Genomic DNA, 20,859 nt, shown 5'->3' on the forward strand with positions numbered 1-20,859 from the left:
TCCTTGCTCTGCTTCCTCTTTCAACTGCTTAACACCCTCTACTGTGGCGTTATCACCAAGCGCATTACGAATAGCAATATCATCTGGTTGACGGAAAGTTTCTCCTTCTTCACCAAGTAATTTATAAATTTCTCGTTTTTCAACTTTGTTTTCTCGAATAGCTTCAGTAATTTGTTGTAATAATCCCACGCTACGTGCCCCCTTTGAATTTTTAGACATAAAAAATGAACGCTTATTATCATCCAAGCGAACTTGGAACTGGCGTTCTAGTCTCTCGATATTTTGTTGTGATAGTTGCCCCTGCTGCACATATTCGCGCGCTTTATCAATATAGGCTCCTGGTGTCGAACCTTTGTATACAGTAGATACTTCTCGTAAATGAGCATCTACAATCCAAGAAAATGAAATTCGCTCGTTCTCATCCTCCAAACCAGGAATATGAGGACATTCCCAATCCCATAAATCACGGCCACATGATCCGCAGCGATATGACATTTTATCTCCACCAAATCCAACTGACATATCTCTAATAATGCCAGCTTTCATTGCTCTAATAGTATCATCCGTATTCTCACCATTTAAAGTGAGTCCTCGTATAATGTACCAGTGCCCTCTTACTGCATTGAGACTATTTGCATCATCTGCAGCAGGGACAAGAATACCATCATAGCTACGGCCATATGGAACTAAAGAGATATCATGACCATTTAATAATGAAACACCTGTTTTTAAATCTTCTGCATAATTTCGTAATGTTGTAGTTGGGTCCATTCTTGTAAAATATGAATCTTGTCTATCATTTGAACAATTACCACTAAACGTAAATATTTCTTCCATTGTAACCGGCTCAATAGTATGCCTATTAATAAGTTCTAAATCAACATCTTGGTTTTGCTCAAGGCTTAAACGAACAGGTAGATGTAAAACCTGTGCTGCTTCACTCATAAATCGTTCACCTCCTCTCAAATAACGTAGATTTAATTACGCGCAACTGCAGCATTAGCCCACATTACTGCAGTTTCTAAATTAGTTAAAGCTACTGATTTTTCACGAGAAGCAGGACATAACTCATCGATTAAGTATGCAAATTCTTTAGCCTTTTCTCGCAGAGCCTCATATTTTTCTGGTTGCCCTTCTTCTGGAGAATGATAACTAAATGTGTTTTCAATTTGTTCATTTGTTTGTGGCATGTATAGCCCTCCTATTGTAATTTTTGTTGTATCATTTATCCTATTAACAATATTGCTGTTTTTAGGGAGATACAATGTAGGCCCGTCTTCTCCGATAACTAATGTTTCCGCATTATTAATAGAACCGCCTTTAATTTCCATTTAATTTATCTTCCTCACCTTGCAGAATTCGTTTGTACCAACAACGACAACAAATCAGATTACTAGCAGTAGCTCCTTGAGAGTCATCTCCAGGGAACATTAGTTTCTCTAGACTACCTTGTCCATTTGCCACTTCAAACGGTTTGTCAAATGGTTGAATCTGCCCATTAGCATCATAATGACCAGGACGCGTCCTATCTGGTTGTCGAGCAGAACGCCATTCTTTTCCTATTACCATTCCACTTTGATCATCAGAATGAAATTGCCCTGCACGAGAAGCGTTTATTACTTCTGTACGAGCTATTGTAGTTGCCCTGGTATCACTAAATTCAAAGGATTCTTGCAGTGCATCGGAAAATTTCTGGATTGTATAATTACCTTCTGCTGCTACATCCCAGAGAGTCATAATAACAGCTTCATCCGTTGTACCTTGTATAAGTTCTGCACTTTTATATGCACGATTAGCAAGCCACCGGAGCAGCTTCTCATCTCGGAAGTTAAAGTTAAGCTCTGGATCAATCTCAAATAAGTTTTCTTCACCGGCTACTAATCCGGCTTGCTCAGACCATTTATAGGCTAGTTCGTTCCATTCTTCAATTTCTTGAACAGAATCACCGAGAATATGTTTGCGAACCCATTCAATAAACGCTTTAATAGGTTCTAAAATTCGTTCTTCTTTTGGCATACGCTGTATATCTACCAACATACGGGTGGGAACTTCCGGCGCCTCTTGTAACCTATTAATGTATCTTTCTAACTGATTCTGCAGTAAACTATGCATTTCCTCACGTGCTTTTGTTGTGATTTTTGCAATCTCAGAAGACCAAGCTAAATCAATTTCTTTTACATACTCATCTTCCTCGGAATCAGCACGCATATTAATTTCTTTTTTCATTTGCCGCCGCTTACTTCTTCCTACTGCAGGTGGAGCAGAGGGAGCTTGCGGTTCTGCTACTGCATCATGGCCAACCATGTGCTGTGCTGCTTCATTGTTATCAATCCAACCTGCAGCAACCTGAGCTTGTTTTGTTTCTGTTTCAATCTTCTCGGCATTTGCTTCTTTTTCACGGTCATTAACCCGTATAGAATTGAAAGTAAGTCTGGCCTTGGATTGTTTACCATATACCTGCAGAGCTACGTTGTAAGCACGTTCTAATAAACGTTTAATACCGCGCTGCATGTTTTCTATACCTGCTACATAGATTTGCCATTGAATAGTACCATGTGTCTCTGTAGTTCCCTCATTTCTACCTAATAAAATAGGCAGCTGCTTCAGTGCAGTAGTTACACGTTGGTTAATTACATCAATAACTTTTGTAACATCCATAGATTTACCTTGTATACCACCTGTAATATTTACTTTCACGCTATCAGTATGAAAGAAATCATCATCCGGCTCCAGTTCGCTCATCATTCGTTGCACTTCTGTTATATAACCAGTCACATAATCCTGTACTGCTTTAGGATCACCTTGAATGTGTGGCGGTATATTTTTCATAATCGCTTCTTCTACAATTGAAATATCGAAACGCGCATGCCCTTGATGATGAACCACTTTTTGCAAGTCCCGTAAAACTTGTACCTGGAAAAATATAATTTGTAAAATCGGCAGGATAGGGGATCGTCCATATGGATCATTTACGTCTGGATCAAGAGGGAAATAGAATACCTGCTCCTGATTCAACACTTTGTATTCTCCATTGTCCTGCTTCTGCACAAGTTCTAGCTCTTTTTCTTCTTTATTAAAGCGGAAATCTAAGGTAGATGGGTCTATTGCATGAAAATCAACTACCTCGTCTATACCTTCTGTTAATTCTACCTCTAAAGCGATTGCACCTTGAGTAATAGCAGTAAGGAATAGTACACCAATCAGTTGATCTGTACCGCCTCCATACATTTTCCCTACTCGTTTAGCCACATCATTAAGAATTTCTTGAGCTGCCTTATCTGGTTTCCCGGTAGGTTTTAGACATTCTAATTGATGGCCACTATTACCCAATCGAATAAAGTTCCATATCGCCATACTCGCATCCGGATCAATGTCACGTATCATTCTCAAGCTTTCCATAACATCTTTTGTCCGGTACTCAGAACGTCGTATAGGCCCGTTATACCACATAAATTGACGTTCCCATTTATTCTGCGTTTGTTTACCGCCTTGTAATCCTTTTACAGAAGAACGAACTGCTGCAGCAACATTTGCTCGTAACTCATTATTCTTTCTACTTTTCTTATTTGAAAACCAATTCCGGATACCCATAGTAATCACCCCCTCTTAATTCCCCCTATAATAGGAGAAACGACATAACTTGTTTCCTGTGGCATATTCCATCTGTTTAAAACTTGCGATGTACAATCCACCTGATCGTCATTTTTTCCGTTTGGAAACACCATAAATTCTTCGATAAGATCATGAATCCAAGGAGCTATTGATGGATCTGGTAAATACACATTACCAGCTTCAAATTGGGGCGCTGCAGCTTGTGCTCTTGCGATTTTTCCACCCTCAGGATTTACTCCTATAATGCCAGGTATTTCTCTTTGTAGAGTTTGTATAACTGCAGAGCCGTTAGCCTTATCTTCTATTAGCTTCACTCCTGCACGTGGCCATTTAGCAGTCAATGACCTTATTGCTCGTAATGTAGCAGGAAAGTCCATTCTGTCTCTTACTTGGTCTAATAAATACCTATCAGCACCTCGTTTACCCCATACTTGGCCAACAACAAAGTCGCTTGATTCTGTATCTTTAAAAGTACAGTCCCAAGACTGCATTTGTTCGCTTATATCTGATGGTATTACTTTATAGAACTTAACAAACCAAGGTCTCTTAAAGATTGCCCCTTCTCCTGGACTTGGTCTTTGCTGATACAATGAAGACCATGTACGGGTACCAACTTCAACTTTTTTATTTTTGGCCCACTCTGCATCGTATCCGAGCTCCGGACATAGCGGATCTCCAATCTTACGGCCAAGTAAATCATCTTCATCTTCTGCAATGGCAGGTAAACGTAGCCTAATCCAATCGTGAGGACTTCTCTCTAATAAGCGACCAATAATATCATCTTCGTGCCAACGCGTCATAATAACAATGACAGATGCGCCTTTATGGAGACGGGTAGAAAGTGTAGATTCCCATTCATCCCATACTTTTTCACGTATAGTAGGGGAGTTTGCTTCTTCTGCATTTTTGAATGGATCATCTATGATTAATAAATCTGCACCTTGTCCAGTAATGGAACCACCAATACCCGTTGCGATCATTCCACCTTTATGATCCTGGAGTGACCAGTCATTCTTTGCAGCATTATCATCCGATAATCTGTATCCAAATAACTCATCACCAAAGTTGGCCACTTTTTGTTTATTCAAACGCCCAAATTTCCTAGCAAGATTATCTGAATATGAAGCAACAATTACACGCTTCTCTGGATTTTTACCAATAAAATAAGACGGGAATGATTCCGTCGTTGTCATTGACTTACCATGACGCGGTGGCATCTCAATGAGCACGTATAACTGCTCACCATCTGCAATCCGCTGCAGTGTGTCACATATTAATCTGGTATGCCTAAAGTGTCGGTAATTGCCAAAATGGACGTATTCCACATACTCAGCAAATGACCTTCTGGCAAGTTCTCTCTTAATATCATCAAGAGTCGGTAGATTTTTTAAGGATGGCTTCAAGTTGCTTCAGCTCCTCTACCGTATACTTCGTTAAATCTGTTGTTTGTTCTACTGTTTGTTTCATTTCACCACTGTGATCAATCTCTCTGCGATCACGCCATGTATCTGGCTTTCTATTCTTCAACCAAAAAATAAGAGCAGTTGTATCTGGTGGTACCTGTCTTTTAACGCGTTTCGCTTCAACACTTTCAAATACACCTTCTTCAACTTCTTGGCGTAATACAGTTACTTCTTCATACGTGTATCCAAGCGCGCGTTTTAAAAGAGCATTCTCTACTTCACGATCTACTACTTCCTTACCTCTTGCTAATGCCCTTGTAATCAGTGGATGTTTCTTTTTCCAGTTACTAAGCGTGGCACGACTAATACCGATGTTTTTTGCAATCTGTTCGTCTACAAGTCCATCACGTGCCCATCCTTCTATTTTTAGTAACCCTTCTTTTGTCAGCCATGTATGTACCTTACCTTTGGCCATAACCACCACCTCACGATAATATCTAAATGATTTTATGGAAAATTAAGAATATATATTTACCAAATTAATACAAGTTGTTATAATAAAGTTAACATTGTCATCCGGAAAAGTAATTCGTCCCCAATACGAATTACTTTTCCGTTTTTTATGTTTGCTACTTCAAAAACTCGTCCATTGTTTTATCAAGCAACCTAATCATCGCTGCTCTTCGTTCACGCGGAGTTGTATTATCATATAACTCGTTGTGAATATCACTTACTTTGGCCAACTTCTGAGGATCAACATACTTAGTTACCTCTTCATGCCCACCAAGCATCATAATTGTATTACCTATAACAACCGCTTGTTCTTGTTGATCTAGCTTCATTGTTCATCCTCCTCTGTCAAGCTATCAATAATCTTATTTAAAACACTAACTGTAGCCTCACCACATTGTCTCACTGTTGAATTTTGAGTTGATTCCTCACATAATTCAGATAAGCGATTTAAATCAACATGAGGAGCCAATGCATCCTCCCCGAATGTCGAAAGAATTGAAGATGCAATTGCGATTTTTTCAATTTTTGATAACTCCATCATTTATCCTCCCTTACAAAATAAAAAAGTAGTATTTAATCATTTACATCAGAAACAAATTCTTGCGATACATCTTCTGCTTCACAATAAACATCTAAATCAGTCCAATAACTTTCATCATAACGATATTCCTTTAAGTGATCTGTAGGCCATCCTAATTTTTTATAATTAGCAAGAACTTCATCATAATCTTTATTTCTAGCGTCTTCTCTAAATCTTCTGGAAGCTAGCTCTTCTGCTCTCTCGTGATTTTCCGCAATGACATACACATGTGTTTGGCTATATCCTATATATCCATTCGTCACATAATAAAGATTCATTTTCTTTCTTTTCTTCATATATCGCTTCTTTTTCATAAAAACCACTCCAAAAAGAATCTTATTTTTAAAATTGCGGCAGGAAATTTGTTGTATGCACGGGAAATGAATAGATATTCAAAATGACTGCCGATAAGGTTACTTATGTAAACTAGATTTTCGGGAAATATACCGTCATATCAACGTTTGTGACAATTTCAAGAACTTCCTCTTACAACATGTTTTATACATCGTTGATTTTACGCTGTTTTTACCCTCATACACCTGCTTTTCCTTGCATAAATTTCACCTTGTTAACTTTATCTATTTTTGTTAAGTTTATCTTCTAAAACCTTCAATCCATAATCCGATGCAAACTATAGCCCAAGCAAGAGAATCTTTAAATTTATGAAACATTCCTCTCACCTCCTAAATGCAACACGTTTGCGCTTATCTTTCCTTAACAACAAACAAGACGCCACCCAGATCCCGGCAGCGCCTACGATAATTGCTATTGGATTAATCAAAACTGTTTCTTTCTATTTTCTTCTCTTGTATATATACCATTTGGTGTTACATGTATAGAATCTGCTGTATGTTCAATAATAGTTTCAGCTATTGCTTTCCCATCTAAATTAACGCTAACTTTACAATTCATTTCGACTGGTTCGCTATCATTGATTTTTTTTATTACTTCAGAACGTTTAATTGTAGCGATCTCATCTTTAAGGATTACTACTTCGTTTGTTACCCTTTCTACAGTTTCTGCCAATTGATTAACCTGACCTACTACTTGATTAATTTGCGCATCGATATATGAGCTATCCACTATACCTCATCCTTTCCCTTTTTAGGTGTCTAATTTGTCTAATAAAGCTGCGTAACGTTCGGTTACTCAGATTCTCCTTCTAACATAGTTAGATGATCTTTAATGTGTAATTTTTATACAACAAAGAAAAGCACCCATTATGGATGCTCATTCGAATAAATCCGGATTTTTATCAAACTCATAACAATCTATGCACACTGTCATAGTCTCTTGTTCTTCACGATTATCCATTTCCGCTGTACGTTTACCTGTTACTCCACAAATATCACATTTTTCGAACATGTCAAAATCATATCCTGGTATTATTTCATATCCTTCTAACATTCTGGACATATCCCCACTCCTTTCCAATCTACCTATTCGACAGAGTGTAAAGGAATCCTACAATGGGTTCTTTAATACCATTCCAGTTCTCTTGTATAGTGCCACCATTCATCTTCATAATAGACTTTCAAACAATCTTCATCTTCATCCCAAACGATATCTTTCACATTAATTAAAGCATATTTCTTCTGGTTTTTAGTACCGAACGCTTGCATATGCCGCTCGTGTACTTTAATGAACAATTCATATTGCTCTTCAGTTAATTCGAACATTTCTTCATCCCGCCTCTCTAACGTTATCTATTCAACAAGAAGTTAGAATATCCTACTATAAAAAAAGCCATCACCGAAGTGACAGCTCTTTTACGGCTTATAAAAATATTAAAGGGGATGGGAGAAATTCACGTTCGAACATAGGGGATATGTCTATGCGAATCGAATGTCAAGATCACTCTTAACATTCTCTCAGCCACTGCATTCCCGTATTCTTAGCTACGCGCTTCACGTACAGTGACTGAGAGAAGACTAAGAATAGTCCTCCCTCTGAATAGGTATGGTCAATACTCCGGCTGTCGCATGGCCTTCGTTGACCGCTATCGAATTATAAAGGATTTATATCAAGACGCTTGCATTTCTTCCGACGCCTTTTTAAATAGGTGGCAGGATTTTTAATCCTTACTACATGAGAATCACCTCCATAATTAAATGATTTGTAACAATGAGATTCGCAACATCCCATCGCACATTGTGTATTGAAAAAAACGTTCCTATAGAATCTATATACGAGCAAACACTGGGTCACCCAAAACAGATACCACCGGAACAGGTCTCTGTAACCTTTCATATATAGGTGGCATTTTGACGACAAATTTCGACATTTTTTTCAAAAGAATTCTAAGATATACAAAATAAACTTCCATTTATCCTCTCGCCAATCTTTTTATCTGCTCTTTTTAAATACTCCTGGACAGTAGTTCTTCTTACACCTAAATAATTGGAAATCTTTTCCTGAGTAAAACCATGCCCCCTGGACATTACATATATTTCCTTTTCTCTTTCTGTAAGAGTTGATAGTGCATCTTCTAGCTGTATACGATCCCATTCAGATATGACACTCTCTTTCGCTTCCGTATCCCATTCATACACTGGCATTACCGTACTACGTGTATATCTTTGCATTAATAACGGATCACACGGTCTCTCACGCTGATATGCTGCCCTACGTTCAATGCCTCGGCGATTACCTGGCTTTTTTGCTGTACACATCCACTCTATTGCATATTCTATATCTGATATCATTTCACCGATTATTTCTGCATCCTTTTCTGTAGCATCTTTCTTTGATAATTCTAATTGCTTTAGCGTTTCCTTGTACTGCTTTATTAACTCTTTCATAAGCCAGGTTCCTCCTTTTATATAAAAAAGAGGACGCTGGCTATGCATAGGAAGAAATCTCATCCTAAACATAAACAACGTCCTCTGATTGCGGACTATTACTTTTATTATTTTTTAATTTTTTTAATACGGTAAGTGAAATTTTATACTAAGCCTCTTTTCCTCAGCTGTTCTGCTACTCTTTTCCCCTCTACCATACCAAAGAATTTAGCTATAGATGTGTATGTCATTCCATCTTCCCTCATAGCTGCAGCTTTCACACAAATTCTATCCCATTCTTCTTTCGTCTTCCTTTTTCGCTTTTGTGCTTCTTTACCACCTAGAAGCACACCTAGTTTTATTATTTCTTTTCCTATGGTGCAATTAGAGCTACAATGATCCAATTGTCGATAACGATACTCACAATTTTTACAATGCTTATCCTGTACATTTAGAATTTTGATACGTGCCTCTTTCGCATTCATATCTTCACCCTCTATTAATTTAACTAATACTTGGCCATTCTAATTTTTCAACATATTGCAGGTAATCAACTAACGCACGATTGGTTGGTGTTACTAAATACGATCTCTCATCAAATATTTCTCTTTTTATTGATTTTGGACCACCATTATCTGCTGCTTCCATATACTCTTTAATTAACGCAAATGGTACTAAAAATATAGAATGTTCTTTACTAAATTCCAATAAGATGAAACAAATTGCACCCATCTGCTCCGCTTGTAATAACCATTCATATTGATGAGGTTTTATATTTTTTAAATCAAACCGTTTGTCATTTATAGTAGCCTTGGCCTCAAATGCAACAAATCGTCCTTTATATATCCCATCATAATCCACTGTAGACTTTTTCTCGTAATACCCTTCTTTTATTCTTCCATCTCTATATTTTTTTGTAACAACAACCGGTGTCGCTCGTTTTTCAATTAATGCAATTTTATTATTTCTATACATATCATTTGACCAATTAATTAGATTTTCAAAAGCTGCTCCATGATCTCCGCTATATGCCATTTCTCCATTCTCCTTTTCTAATAAAATAGCGTTTTTATATAAAAAATTTTCACCTTTTAATCAGACAAGCATATGTTATTGTATGGAAACACTCCATTCCATAAGTTCAAACCTTTTAAACTAGGAGCACACTTATATGTGTGCTCTCTTTTTTATTTATTTTCAAATAACGATTTGATTTAAATTACTTATCTTTGTATTCCATTTCCACAAAATCAACTAATTCAATTTTCTTCTGCACTTCTTCTTCCAAATAGTGAAATACCGCTTCTTCTCCACCTTGTTCTCTAACATAGGAAACCCAGTTTTTCTGCGAATCATCTAATTCAAGTTTTATCGTTGCTTTAACAATCATTTTGATTTCACTCCGATCCATAAAATAAAGATTTTGTATTACTTAATGAGTCACATCACTGATATCAGCAGTTATCCAATCAGTATCAACATCTTCAATCGGTGGCATTTCCGGTAAATGTTCCGCGTTGTATTTCTTTGATTTTTCGATTTTTTCTATGATTTTTTGTTTTCCGACTTTGTTTATTAATCTTTTTATTTCTTCAGCAACTTCCGTTCTTAAGAATGCAACTGTACCTGCGGCTGTGCTTGTTTTTTCGTAAGCATCACCAATAACTGGTATCGGCAACAATACCCTGTGACCGGTTGTAACTTCAGATATATTAAGTACATGTCCGAAAATAGTGTCGAACATAGGACATGCACATAATGTGAGTTCATCTATTTGTATAGCGTGTCCTATCATTGGTTGCCAATTTCCTTGATTTGTTGCTAAATGAAACTTTTGAGCTTGCTCATTCACTTTAATTTCCATTCCGTTCCCCTCCAAAATAAGAATTTTGTTCGGTTTTAAATTCTTGTTACTTTAACGGTACCCACCGGCTTAATAGGTTTACTCTGTTTGTTCTGCTCCAGTCGATTCGTATGCCTTACTAATTCATTTATTTTATTCATCATTTCTTCTGCATTAGGCAGTCGAGTTATTTGCGTTCCGTCCCCTAAATTCTCTACTACAACCCGTTCAAGTTCTTTCAGTTCACTCAATTCACTTCCCTCACTTTCTATCCAAAATAACTATTTTGTTTAGTTTTCTTTCTTTAAAATTCTTTGTGGGTCAATCTCCCAATCTTCACAAACCTCACATAAGTCAAACGCAATACAATTGCTTTTTAGATTTACTTCCATACCTCCTTCATCGAAATGTTCATGACCAACTAACTCTGTCCAATCTGCTAATTCTGAAAAATAAAGCCAGATAATAAGTTGATCTCCACGCCAATCCATTTCCTTGTCTGCGCAAAATTTATATAAATCTAGTTCAGTCATTTTCCATTCCCCTTTTCTATTTTTCTTTATTTTGTCTGATAACCTTTCAGTCAGACCTGTTAGTAAACCTATAATCCAACCTAGTAAAAATATGAACGTATATCCCACTGCACCACCTACTTTCCGACCAAATAATGCTTTGGTTAAAGATTTATAGGATCGTTTCTTTTGATAGGTTTAGTCGAATATGTAATCTCAACTTCTCTTGAATACTCAATTTCAGAACCACACGTACTACAATCAATTTTGTCATTGTCTTGCGAACGCTCCCAGGCATCTATATCCTTCTCGCCACAATAAGGACATGTTAAATGTTCTTCATATTCAACGTCTTCTGGTGTAGACTGCAATTGTATTTCTCTAACACCAATTAGATTATTTTGCGGATATTTTGCACAAACGTGATAAACTTTACCATCAATCATAATGTTAGTGCTTATTGCCAAATCACAATCTACTACTTTTATAACCTCCGCTTCTTTATTCTCATCGAACCATAGTTCCATATCGTATTTAACGATTGTGTATGCCATCTCTCATTCCCCTTTTCGATTAAAATAACGCTTTTGTTTAGTTTTATTTAGAGTCTAATTCCCCTGTTCCGTCACAAACATCACATTCCCAAAATTTCATAGCGCCCCAGTCCAAACCAACACCTTTTCCGTCACACTGATAGCATTTTTCACAGTTTTGTTTAACCTCAATTGTATTTGCACAATCTTCCAAATTACTAGCAAGATAATAAGCATCATCTACATGTTGTGAATGGATTGTAATTGTATGTGTTTCATTAATGATTGTTATCTTGCCACCTTTTATACCGTCTTCATTTTCTTTTAGTTCGTTCACTTTTATATCCATAACCATTCCTCACTTTCCTACAAAATTCAAACTTTGTCTTAATAACCGCTCAATTGACGTTCAAAGTTTTCTTTATTTTTTTCTTTGTAGGCATACACAATGTCTACAAATTTATATCCATACAAGTAGCAAAGGCGGAAGAAAATACCGAACGCCTTATGTAAATGGGTTAATGTTGTACTTAAATCCCTATAATGGCACCATGCACGTTTTGCAGTTAAAATGTCCTGCATATACCACTCGAACAACATATTCACATTCGTTATATTTTTCTTCATGATGTATTGTTTTGAATAGTTAGATACAAGTTTCCGTTTTAACGTGCAACTGTCCAGTTCAATTACTATGTTCATTAAAAAGTGGAATCCATCCACTAGCTCTTCTAGCAGATTTTCTTTTGGGGTTCCATATCCTGTGCTCCACATTTTAAAGGCCCTTGTCTCATTCCACGCTTCCCCAATTTCAACCAATAACGCACGGAAAAGCATATCTACTTTATCGTTACCTTTATATCCAATTCGTTTATCTAACTCTCTTTGCATTTCGAAAAGCTCTGTAATATCAAATGTTTGCTGCGTTTCTTCTGGAGTAATAGTATTTAAGTTTGTAGTATGTCTCATTGTGCATACACTCCTTTACGATAATCTTTAATAATGCCACCATTTTCATTGAAGTAAGCAATTTCCCAATACGGATTAAATCGAAACTTATCCGGATTACCATCTAAAATAACGTACAAATCATTTTTACAATTCCCGACGATCGTCCCCATTCTTCCCTGTACTTCGACACGCATCCCACGTTTTGCAAATGGGATTCTTCTGTAATTACACATTTTCCGGAATGGATTTTCTTGTCCAAAAAGCGTTTTGATATCTACTACTCCCATGTACTTGCAACTAATGAACCTTTCAAATTGTTCAAATGGCATATCTATAAAGTGCTGCTTTTTAAATTGTTTATAATAGTGATATTTTGCTTTCTCTTCACTTTCTTTGGAGATGATATGGTCACATCTCCACTGCGGAAAAACTGTTGAAATATGATACTTGTATGTAGGAGCAGTGGCCATTAGTTTCCCTCCTGTTCAGCAAAAGAAACTTTCGACCAATCCATTTCTGTTTCTTCTTGATTAACCATCTCTAAAGGTACTTCTAGCAAGAAGCGCGCTGTTTTGTTGCAATTCGTGCATTTTACATGAATAGCTTTTTCTTCCGCGCTTACCATGATTCCGCCGATTCCGTTATCCTCAGTAGCGATAATTGGCAATACAGATGTAACTGGACCTTCATTTTCAAATTCTTTTTCAACCAAACTAGCCAGTATATTCATTCCACATAAGCAAGTAATTTCAAATTTCATATTATTTATCCCCTTTAATTGTTTTATATTTGTAACTATTAGCAAGACCGTCAATTCCAGCTCGTCCAATTCCCACAATTGACGGTCTCTGAGCCTATAACACTTCAAATCTATTAATCGATTTATTATCTTTTGTTTCTCCAATTGCTTTGTTCACCTGCTGTTTACTTTTGAATCTTATCGAATACCCTAATTGCTATAGCTATAATAAGACTGAATATTACAAAAACAATTAATGTATCCTTATCCATAATGGATTAACCCGCCATATCTTCTGCGAAAAAGTAGATTTCTAGTTCTTTAGGATCTATTTGGAACCTCTCGTCTGAATTGTTAACTAGTACGGCCACAAGTCCCGTTTCTGGCTCTTGATGTAGTACAGTTAAAACACGTTTATCGTTACTCACGAAGTCACCAGGATGGAATTCGTTGTTTCTTCTACCTTTAGCAGCGAATACTCTGCGACGTTCTTCCCAATACTGCTCATCCTCTGTTGCTTTGCGGCACTGATCAGCAAACTGCCAGCCCTTATCTCCTACACTCATAACCGATTCATTACCCCAATTTCCATATACTGCAATACCGCCATTCTGATCGATAAAAGCAATATCTTCTACCGCTGCAAACATTGTGTAGTCTTTGCCTTCAAACGCTACCCATTCCCCTCTTTCAATAAACGGTGCAATGATTTCCGTCATATTTATATTCACTACAGTCACTTTCATATTTAATTCCTCCTTAATTTGTACTAAACCCAAAAATCTACACTTTGTTCAAATTGCACATTCATTTCCTTACGAGCATATTCATGTTTCTTATACTTAAATTTGACTAACTGATAAAAACCGTTCTTACTAACTCCTCGTACTCTATCTATATGTTGGTACTGGAATACCTTAAATTCTTTCGCATACTTACTTGGATCTTCATCCGTTCCACAATTACTCCAACCGTTCTTTATAAATTGTCCAGGATCATCACATACTGCATAAATTTCTTCTTTCCTGTTAGCGATTAAATAGATGTCATCCCAATATTCTAAAGTTTTCATCCCTATTTTTATTGCTCTTACTGCGTCAAGAATACTTTTAAATTCAGCTTCCATAGTAATTAACATCCTTTCGTTATTTAAGATATTTAGTTACATATTGCGGTCTAAATCCACTATCTAAATAGATTCTTAACTGCTGTGGCTCTTGCGATTCCCTTGCCGCGCAGCAAATCCTCTCTGCGGAATCCCAATGAAAACTTTTGTTTTCACTTCTCTTATAACGCCATATAGCTGTGACATAATCCATGAACATATCAAAGTGATTATCCTGTTTTGTAGAGCGAGGCAGCTCGTCCGCGCTCCAGACGTCGCATGGAATAATAGCCATGACATCTACAAAGCTCGCCAATCCTCGCCTTTGTTTTACATTTGCCTTCTTTGTATCAAAAGGAGCACTTTGTACTATATCTGGTTGTTTAGCAGAATCATTTAATATCAGTGCCAGTTGTTCCGTCATGGTGCTCACCTTCTAACTGCATTTGCAGCGTTGCAGTGAATCCACGTTCTAATACTGAGCCGATAACTGCATTCATCCATAAATGAGTTCCGATCTTCCTTTGTAAAAGTGTTATAATCGTTAGTATTTCTTTTGTAGATAGTGAAACAAATTCACCTAATTTTTCTTGGTTAAATTGCCCACCACGCTTTTCTATGTTTAAAGTAATGTTATTTTCTTTCACATATTGTTCCGCCTTAATTAGATCAAACTGACGAACCTTATCACGTCCATATTTGGTAATTAACGCCTTTAACATATCTACTAAAACATTGACATCTACCACTTTTAATTTTGTTTCCATCTCACCACGGCAGGACTTACATAATGTTTTTTCGCATCCCTCAATATGCATATTTGTTACATCGGATTCTGGTATTACATCACCGCAAATATCGCACCATTCGCTATTGTCAAACAACGCACTGAACATAAATTTCATCTCCCAACCTTTAATTTTTAATCGCTTATATTTAACGCACTTATTGCATGGCCGCTAGTGCGTTTATGTGTACTAATGTGTTATAATTGCAAATGTAAATTCTTTCTTAACTACCCATCTCGCAAATGGGTATTTTTTATATACTTTTTTTGATTTCTTCTACTATCTTCGAATTTCCACTAACCTTTTCTAGATGCTTAGCAACCTTCAAAACTTCATTTCTTTCTTTACTTTTATTTTGTTGATCGCTCTTCTGCTTTTTCATGTACAGATCCATAAGTTCCGATTCAATCGCAACTGCTTCACTAGATTGTTTGTCGCATAGTGTTTTTAATTCTTGAGCAGCTGTAAACTCACTGGAATTCATTGCTCTTTCACATTGAGAGAGTAATAACTTACGATTCATCATATATTCCCTAAGTTTTCCCTCTAAGAGTTCAGCTCTTTGTACATGCTCAGGAAGCACTCTGTCTCTTATTCCCAATTACATTCACTTCCCGTTCTTGTTTACGGTCATCTTCATCGAGTTTTCGCTCGATGAAGCTACCGCCTTTGTATGCTGCTAATGCTAGTAATCCAAGTCCTAAACCAAAGATACAAACGGCATTGGTACTCTCAACTAAGACAATATCCATTACGCAATAATAAATACCTTTTTAGATTCAATTTCCTCTGCTAATTCAGCTGTTAAATACTCTTTGATGTTATCAATTGCTTCTAGCTTCCATGCGCCACCATCAGCTTCAAAAAGGGAACATCTTGGACCATCTTTCATACGGAAAACAAAGTTACTTTCTGGCTGTTCTACCTCAATAAATGTTCGGTACGGCTGTAAAGCTACAGGATTAGGAACTGCTACATCCGCTGCAAGTTGGGTTCCTGCACGTGCTACAACCATTTGTGAGTAACCACTATCACCATAAGATTTAACATTTTCTTCTTTTATATTCCCAACAACTTTTAGCATTACTTCTCGGTCATCATTTAGTACAAAACCCGATTGGAGGCTAATGATGAAATTCTCTACGTCGTGCCAATGGCCAAAATCAAAATCAGGAATAAGTGCTTCTGTTTTTACAAATGTGCTGCGATTATAATTCCCGTTGATAGCTGTAAAGCAGTTTACTGTAGTAGGGCTTGCAATATGAATCATTAGTTGTTCCTCTACATCAAAATTCGATTTAACATAGTCTACTAGTCCAGATAAATTACGTACTAATAACGCTCTTGCTGTTGGTTCTTCAACAACATGTAATGGCTGCGTTGAAAATGTTTGGCCATCAATTTCCTTTGTTTCTGTATTTCCTAATTTCACTAAGTACTGAATTGCTTCTTTAATCATTTTTTATTTCCCCTTTACAATTTATTAGTTAGTTTGTTGCTTACGGAAATCTACAACTTGTCTTTCAGTAGGTGTAGGTGTTGTTTGCTGTTCTTCTACAGGAACTTTCTCACCAACATCAGTAGCTACATCGCCTTCACGATCAATGTACATTTGACCTGGTATACCAGAAGATAACTCTTGGCCAATAACAGTTCCATCTGAATCGCGACCTATAATAAATGTAGAATCAACATCTTTTGAAGGCGCTAATTTTGAAACAGCTTTTACAGAGCAATCCCATAATTCTCGCTTTTTATTCCCCTTAAATGTTAGGGTTAAAGTAATTGACCTAGCTTTTGTAGGATCTGTATTAGGATCCACCATGTTTTTTAATACTTTTTGAAACTCATCATCAAGTTTTTCTGCAACTGCACCTTCTGCTAAACTATTTAAATCAATATTCACTTCTAAAACCTCCTTAATGTATTAATTAGCTTTTTATACTAAACGCGGACGCCATGATTTTATGTAATTTATAACTTCATCAAAATCCTTTTGGCGTACATTGTGATAACTATTTACAGCAAACGAAGCATAAACGTCTCTCCAAAGTGCAGAAAACACTTTGCGCTTGGTATCATGAATATTTCTATTTACTATCCCATCATCCCAAAGCTTATAAACCCTACGATTAACAGCATTCCTAATTGCTGTTTGTTGACTATAATCAACTGTCATACGTTCTTGTACTGTTTGCTCTAGTTTGCCTAATCGATCTCCATGACTCATCATTTCTGTTGTCATGATATTGATCATTTGCAATGGATGCATATTTTGTTTGATGTCTTGTTCCATACGGTTAAATTCATATATGTAACTTTCTTTCATTTGAGCAGCTCTTTCACCCGTATAGCCCATAACCAGAAACATTAATCCATCTCGTTTAAGCAAATACTTAGGTCTTATCTTCTGTTGAGCATCCTTGTATTCAGCCAACGAAAAATTTCGTTCGCTAAATTCTTTGCTGCAGTTTAAGGATTCAATACTTTTAAGTACATCTGCATGACGTTTATTGAAAACATCTGCAACTGTTAAACTGTCAGTCACCAAATCATTTCCTTCCAGGAATACTAGATGACTAACTGGATGCTGTATCGCTTGAAGTCGACTCATTCTAAACCCTCCTAAGTTTATTTTTCGTAAACTTTTTATAGAAGTTTGTTTTTTATATAAGTTTGCATTTTGCAAACTTTTTGTTTAAAAAAATAAACCGATCAATTTCGATTTTATGTCGTGATGCGTTAATCATCTGTTTTCAAAATATCACTTATTGGAGTATTTAAAACTTCTGACATTGCAATTAATGCCTTTCTTCCTGGTTCACTTTTCCCACTCAAATACAAGGAAACAGTTGAAGGATGGCGTTCTATAGCTCCTGCGAAATCAATTTGTTTCATTTTCCTCTTTCTAAGCAAAGTTGACACTTTCTCGCTGTCAAATCTCATTTTAATTTCACCTCGCTTATACTTTACACTTTGAATTCTATCAAAAAGTTTGTAAAATGTAAACTTTTTTATTAAAAAAATTACTTTTTTCTTGCTTGAATTTAGTTTTAACTATTACAAAAGTTTGATTCTATCAAACTTTTGTAATAGAATGTACTTACTTGCATATTAATTTAACTGACTATAACTGAAATGATTATATATAAAAGGGTGGATAAATTATGCGTGGAGATAGGGTAAAACAACTGAGGAAATCCAAAGGGTGGACACAGGGTGAACTTGGAGATGCTGTAGGTTTAAAAAAAGCTACAATATCATTAATAGAAAACAATAAACGAGATCGAAGTGAGCGATCCGTTTCTGTATTTGCAGAAGTTTTAGGGTGTACATCTGATTATTTACTTGGATTTTCAGACGATCCACAATTAAATGGCGAGCAACACTCTAGATTAAAACAAGAATTTAATGAAATTTACGAGATGCTTCAAAAAATGCCAGAAGCAGAGCAAGAGATGTATTTGAAATGGATTAAAGCTGGTTTAAATACAGAAAGTAAGTAAATGATTGTTAGCATGAGCGCTAACAATCATTTTTTTCGTTTTTCAAGTGATTCTTTAATATCATTAACATGATTCCTAGCCTTTCCATCTGTTTCCCCCTTTTTTAATAATTCCCATAGATTAGTAGCTATATCATTTTTTTCTGTTGCATTTTCTTCATGTACTAATGCTAAACTCATTATTTATTCCCCCTACATCTTTTTTATTTTATATGCACCGTTTAGAATGGAAAGTTTTTATCGCTTTTTATCTGGAATCACCAAAAAAGTTTCCACTCTTTATAAAGCAGAAATGACACTATCAAATATGATAGTGTCATTTCTAATATTATTATTTATAAAAATCAACCGCCGCCCGGATTCGGGTCCATATACATTACTGGCGCGTCTACATGCTTAATTTTATCTTGTTTTGTAGCTGGTGCAAATGTAAAAGTAGCAGCTGCCGCAATTGTCAAAATAATTTTAAATAACTTGGACTTCAAACATTTCACCGCCTCTTACTTATATAATTCGATTATAACATTTTAATGCATTGATAGGTAGAGAAATATAGAAGAAATCACCTGTTTTAGAAAAACTTTCTACGGATTGTTCAAAATATTTTTTATCACCTGTTGCCAGTCCCATATAATATAGTTGAAAGGCACTAAGTGACCCATTCTGCTTCTCTAGTCCTCTAAGTATTTCTAAAGCTTCTTCCTTTTTACCGATTTTTATATAAAAAAACGCTAACTCTGCTAAATCAAGTTTGGTACGATCAATTGAATCCAAATCTTTCCCATGATGTATTTTTAAGAATAGTAAAACATTTAATATTTTATTTCTTCTTATTTTAAACTTTTTATTAACTGGAACACCTATAAGTTCAAGTGCTTTACAAATATGGTTTTTCGCTATTTCATAATCACTTAGCGCATAACTTTCCCCTAATTTACAATAAGCAATTGCTTTAGTACTTATATAATAGTTAAAAGGGTCATTTAAAATTTCAAAACAAATTTCTCTTGCTTTAAACAAATCTCCGTTATTATGCAAATGAATAGGTACTTGCATTTCTTTTACACGCAAGAGAAATGAATTTCGATTTGTGTGTTTTGAAACTTTCTCAATCCTAGGTAATACACTTTCAATATATTCATTAACCTTTTGGTAATTACTAAAATCTAAATAGGAATACATCATACTAAAATCCGAAACAATCATTAAGTCATCATCAGTATTTTTTTGGAATTCTCTTTTCTGCTGAACTTCATTAAAAAAATCCCTTGCAATAATAGTTCCTTCGCTTCTCTTTCTAAGAAGTTGATAATATTCAGCAATTTTCACGTTAGTACGTACAGTTGGCGAATCGCCTTTTTTTGTTTGCGATTTCATTATTTGTTCAATTACTAATTCTTGAAGTTCATATTCCCCAAACATGTCTAAAACCTCTAACGCTAGTTTTAAATTTTTATGAGATAGTCTTGGTATATACTCTTTAATGCAATTCCTTCTAAACTCTACATCTTTAGGTTTATATAGTCTAAGAGCATCAACTAAATGCATAAAATCAAATTTATCTTGTTTTTTAAAATAACTATTTACTGTTGTATGCGTTACTTTAAATCTTGTTGCTAATTTTCGATTCGTATACCCATTTGATTTTAAAGTTTCTTGCATGTCACTCAAATCTAATAAAGCTCGCACAATCTTTGTCCTCCTTGTGGACAAAAAGACACGTAACCCCAATTTATTACATATAAAGGAAAACGCGCCACTTTCAATCTAAGTTGTGTTATAATAATTATGTACAAGATCCGCGACAATGTTCCCTACCTGGATTAGGGGGCAGTGTAAGAGTGCGTCCAACACTACTTACACCGTGGGTCTTTTTTCACGTCCGTTTATTTTATTTCTTTTCATAATAACACAAATTTCCCAAAATTCGGTCATAGAGTTATCTGAAAACTATTGAGAAAGTAGTAAAACCGCTGTACAGCAACGTTTTTTATG

37 protein-coding genes are annotated in these 20,859 nt (G+C 35.9%); 1 reads left to right on the forward strand and 36 read right to left on the reverse strand.

What is annotated here, in order from left to right:
- From RT27_RS22280 to RT27_RS22435, 33 genes are all read right to left on the reverse strand, one after another.
- A partial coding sequence (locus RT27_RS22280) for a hypothetical protein (protein WP_043937556.1) occupies positions 1-945 on the reverse strand: 945 nt, incomplete at its 3' end.
- Between the two features lie 32 nt (positions 946-977).
- Positions 978-1,190, reverse strand: a complete 213-nt coding sequence (locus RT27_RS22285; RefSeq protein ID WP_001136657.1) for a hypothetical protein — start codon at positions 1,188-1,190, stop codon at positions 978-980.
- A gap of 130 nt (positions 1,191-1,320) precedes the next feature.
- A complete protein-coding gene (locus RT27_RS32485; protein ID WP_052497685.1) occupies positions 1,321-3,591 on the reverse strand; it encodes a phage minor head protein in 2,271 nt (756 codons plus the stop codon).
- 5 nt (positions 3,592-3,596) lie between these two features.
- Positions 3,597-5,015, reverse strand: a complete 1,419-nt coding sequence (gene terL, locus RT27_RS22295; RefSeq protein WP_043937559.1) for a phage terminase large subunit — start codon at positions 5,013-5,015, stop codon at positions 3,597-3,599.
- A complete protein-coding gene (locus RT27_RS22300) occupies positions 4,981-5,490 on the reverse strand; it encodes a hypothetical protein (RefSeq protein WP_043937561.1) in 510 nt (169 codons plus the stop codon). The genes terL and RT27_RS22300 overlap by 35 nt, the downstream gene beginning before the upstream one ends.
- Before the next feature lie 154 nt (positions 5,491-5,644).
- Positions 5,645-5,857, reverse strand: a complete 213-nt coding sequence (locus RT27_RS22305; RefSeq protein WP_043937563.1) for a hypothetical protein — start codon at positions 5,855-5,857, stop codon at positions 5,645-5,647.
- Positions 5,854-6,066 (reverse strand): hypothetical protein, encoded by a 213-nt coding sequence (locus RT27_RS22310; protein WP_043937565.1) that lies wholly within the window; start codon positions 6,064-6,066, stop codon positions 5,854-5,856. Before RT27_RS22310 ends, RT27_RS22305 begins: the two co-directional genes overlap by 4 nt.
- Positions 6,067-6,101: 35 nt before the next feature.
- Positions 6,102-6,422, reverse strand: a complete 321-nt coding sequence (locus tag RT27_RS22315) for a hypothetical protein (RefSeq protein WP_043937567.1) — start codon at positions 6,420-6,422, stop codon at positions 6,102-6,104.
- Between the two features lie 463 nt (positions 6,423-6,885).
- Positions 6,886-7,191, reverse strand: a complete 306-nt coding sequence (locus RT27_RS22320; RefSeq protein ID WP_052497686.1) for a hypothetical protein — start codon at positions 7,189-7,191, stop codon at positions 6,886-6,888.
- 147 nt (positions 7,192-7,338) lie between these two features.
- Positions 7,339-7,524 (reverse strand): hypothetical protein, encoded by a 186-nt coding sequence (locus RT27_RS22325; protein WP_043937571.1) that lies wholly within the window; start codon positions 7,522-7,524, stop codon positions 7,339-7,341.
- Positions 7,525-7,586: 62 nt separating this feature from the next.
- A complete protein-coding gene (locus RT27_RS22330) occupies positions 7,587-7,787 on the reverse strand; it encodes a hypothetical protein (protein WP_043937573.1) in 201 nt (66 codons plus the stop codon).
- A 621-nt stretch (positions 7,788-8,408) separates the two neighbouring features.
- A complete protein-coding gene (locus RT27_RS22335; RefSeq protein WP_043937575.1) occupies positions 8,409-8,909 on the reverse strand; it encodes a sigma-70 family RNA polymerase sigma factor in 501 nt (166 codons plus the stop codon).
- Positions 8,910-9,052: 143 nt separating this feature from the next.
- Positions 9,053-9,373 (reverse strand): hypothetical protein, encoded by a 321-nt coding sequence (locus tag RT27_RS22340; protein ID WP_043937577.1) that lies wholly within the window; start codon positions 9,371-9,373, stop codon positions 9,053-9,055.
- A 19-nt stretch (positions 9,374-9,392) separates the two neighbouring features.
- A complete protein-coding gene (locus RT27_RS22345; protein WP_043937579.1) occupies positions 9,393-9,923 on the reverse strand; it encodes a Holliday junction resolvase RecU in 531 nt (176 codons plus the stop codon).
- A 184-nt stretch (positions 9,924-10,107) separates the two neighbouring features.
- Positions 10,108-10,278 (reverse strand): hypothetical protein, encoded by a 171-nt coding sequence (locus RT27_RS35330; RefSeq protein ID WP_170921865.1) that lies wholly within the window; start codon positions 10,276-10,278, stop codon positions 10,108-10,110.
- Positions 10,279-10,320: 42 nt separating this feature from the next.
- A complete protein-coding gene (locus RT27_RS22350) occupies positions 10,321-10,752 on the reverse strand; it encodes a hypothetical protein (protein ID WP_043937581.1) in 432 nt (143 codons plus the stop codon).
- 35 nt (positions 10,753-10,787) lie between these two features.
- Positions 10,788-10,982 carry a hypothetical protein gene (locus RT27_RS22355; RefSeq protein ID WP_021729053.1) on the reverse strand — a complete coding sequence of 65 codons (195 nt, stop codon included), beginning with the start codon at positions 10,980-10,982 and terminating at the stop codon, positions 10,788-10,790.
- Positions 10,983-11,021: 39 nt separating this feature from the next.
- Entirely contained in the window at positions 11,022-11,372 is a 351-nt protein-coding gene (locus RT27_RS22360; protein ID WP_231577673.1) for a hypothetical protein, read from the reverse strand.
- Positions 11,373-11,407: 35 nt separating this feature from the next.
- The gene (locus tag RT27_RS22365) at positions 11,408-11,797 is read right to left on the reverse strand and encodes a hypothetical protein (protein WP_043937583.1); all 390 of its coding nucleotides are present in this window, start codon (positions 11,795-11,797) and stop codon (positions 11,408-11,410) included.
- Between the two features lie 43 nt (positions 11,798-11,840).
- Complete coding sequence (locus RT27_RS22370; protein ID WP_043937638.1) at positions 11,841-12,125, reverse strand: hypothetical protein; 285 nt, start codon at positions 12,123-12,125, stop codon at positions 11,841-11,843.
- A gap of 38 nt (positions 12,126-12,163) precedes the next feature.
- Positions 12,164-12,745: a dUTP diphosphatase gene (locus tag RT27_RS22375; protein WP_043937585.1), complete on the reverse strand. Its 582-nt coding sequence runs from the start codon at positions 12,743-12,745 to the stop codon at positions 12,164-12,166.
- Positions 12,742-13,197 (reverse strand): hypothetical protein, encoded by a 456-nt coding sequence (locus RT27_RS22380; RefSeq protein WP_043937587.1) that lies wholly within the window; start codon positions 13,195-13,197, stop codon positions 12,742-12,744. The genes RT27_RS22375 and RT27_RS22380 overlap by 4 nt, the downstream gene beginning before the upstream one ends.
- A complete protein-coding gene (locus RT27_RS22385) occupies positions 13,197-13,487 on the reverse strand; it encodes a hypothetical protein (RefSeq protein ID WP_000667219.1) in 291 nt (96 codons plus the stop codon). Before RT27_RS22385 ends, RT27_RS22380 begins: the two co-directional genes overlap by 1 nt.
- 257 nt (positions 13,488-13,744) lie before the next feature.
- Entirely contained in the window at positions 13,745-14,212 is a 468-nt protein-coding gene (locus RT27_RS22390) for a hypothetical protein (RefSeq protein WP_043937590.1), read from the reverse strand.
- 23 nt (positions 14,213-14,235) lie between these two features.
- A complete protein-coding gene (locus tag RT27_RS22395; RefSeq protein WP_043937593.1) occupies positions 14,236-14,592 on the reverse strand; it encodes a hypothetical protein in 357 nt (118 codons plus the stop codon).
- 19 nt (positions 14,593-14,611) lie between these two features.
- A complete protein-coding gene (locus tag RT27_RS22400; RefSeq protein ID WP_043937595.1) occupies positions 14,612-14,995 on the reverse strand; it encodes a hypothetical protein in 384 nt (127 codons plus the stop codon).
- A complete protein-coding gene (locus tag RT27_RS22405; RefSeq protein WP_043937596.1) occupies positions 14,964-15,467 on the reverse strand; it encodes a hypothetical protein in 504 nt (167 codons plus the stop codon). The genes RT27_RS22400 and RT27_RS22405 overlap by 32 nt, the downstream gene beginning before the upstream one ends.
- A gap of 145 nt (positions 15,468-15,612) precedes the next feature.
- On the reverse strand, positions 15,613-15,960 hold the full coding sequence (locus RT27_RS22410; protein ID WP_043937598.1) for a hypothetical protein: 348 nt from the start codon (positions 15,958-15,960) through the stop codon (positions 15,613-15,615).
- Positions 15,932-16,111: a hypothetical protein gene (locus RT27_RS22415; RefSeq protein ID WP_016090388.1), complete on the reverse strand. Its 180-nt coding sequence runs from the start codon at positions 16,109-16,111 to the stop codon at positions 15,932-15,934. Before RT27_RS22415 ends, RT27_RS22410 begins: the two co-directional genes overlap by 29 nt.
- Positions 16,111-16,818, reverse strand: coding sequence for a hypothetical protein (locus RT27_RS22420; protein ID WP_043937605.1), 708 nt, complete (start codon positions 16,816-16,818; stop codon positions 16,111-16,113). Before RT27_RS22420 ends, RT27_RS22415 begins: the two co-directional genes overlap by 1 nt.
- Positions 16,819-16,842: 24 nt before the next feature.
- A complete protein-coding gene (locus tag RT27_RS22425; protein ID WP_043937607.1) occupies positions 16,843-17,265 on the reverse strand; it encodes a hypothetical protein in 423 nt (140 codons plus the stop codon).
- Positions 17,266-17,298: 33 nt separating this feature from the next.
- Entirely contained in the window at positions 17,299-17,973 is a 675-nt protein-coding gene (locus RT27_RS22430) for a Rha family transcriptional regulator (protein WP_043937609.1), read from the reverse strand.
- 128 nt (positions 17,974-18,101) lie between these two features.
- A complete protein-coding gene (locus tag RT27_RS22435) occupies positions 18,102-18,305 on the reverse strand; it encodes a helix-turn-helix transcriptional regulator (protein ID WP_001209868.1) in 204 nt (67 codons plus the stop codon).
- Positions 18,306-18,526: 221 nt separating this feature from the next.
- On the opposite strand from RT27_RS22435, the gene RT27_RS22440 reads away from it, so the two are divergent.
- Entirely contained in the window at positions 18,527-18,865 is a 339-nt protein-coding gene (locus RT27_RS22440) for a helix-turn-helix transcriptional regulator (protein ID WP_001213814.1), read from the forward strand.
- A gap of 26 nt (positions 18,866-18,891) precedes the next feature.
- Here RT27_RS22440 and RT27_RS34870 read toward each other — a convergent pair whose 3' ends face one another.
- From RT27_RS34870 to RT27_RS22445, 3 genes are all read right to left on the reverse strand, one after another.
- Entirely contained in the window at positions 18,892-19,044 is a 153-nt protein-coding gene (locus RT27_RS34870; RefSeq protein WP_002198422.1) for a hypothetical protein, read from the reverse strand.
- A 164-nt stretch (positions 19,045-19,208) separates the two neighbouring features.
- Entirely contained in the window at positions 19,209-19,349 is a 141-nt protein-coding gene (locus RT27_RS35335; protein WP_000837441.1) for a hypothetical protein, read from the reverse strand.
- Between the two features lie 19 nt (positions 19,350-19,368).
- A complete protein-coding gene (locus RT27_RS22445) occupies positions 19,369-20,553 on the reverse strand; it encodes an AimR family lysis-lysogeny pheromone receptor (protein WP_001202083.1) in 1,185 nt (394 codons plus the stop codon).
- Between the last annotated feature and the right edge of the window lie 306 nt (positions 20,554-20,859).

It is taken from the genome of Bacillus sp. L_1B0_5 (assembly GCF_000836715.1).
Classification (GTDB): Bacteria; Bacillota; Bacilli; order Bacillales; family Bacillaceae_G; genus Bacillus_A; species Bacillus_A thuringiensis_S.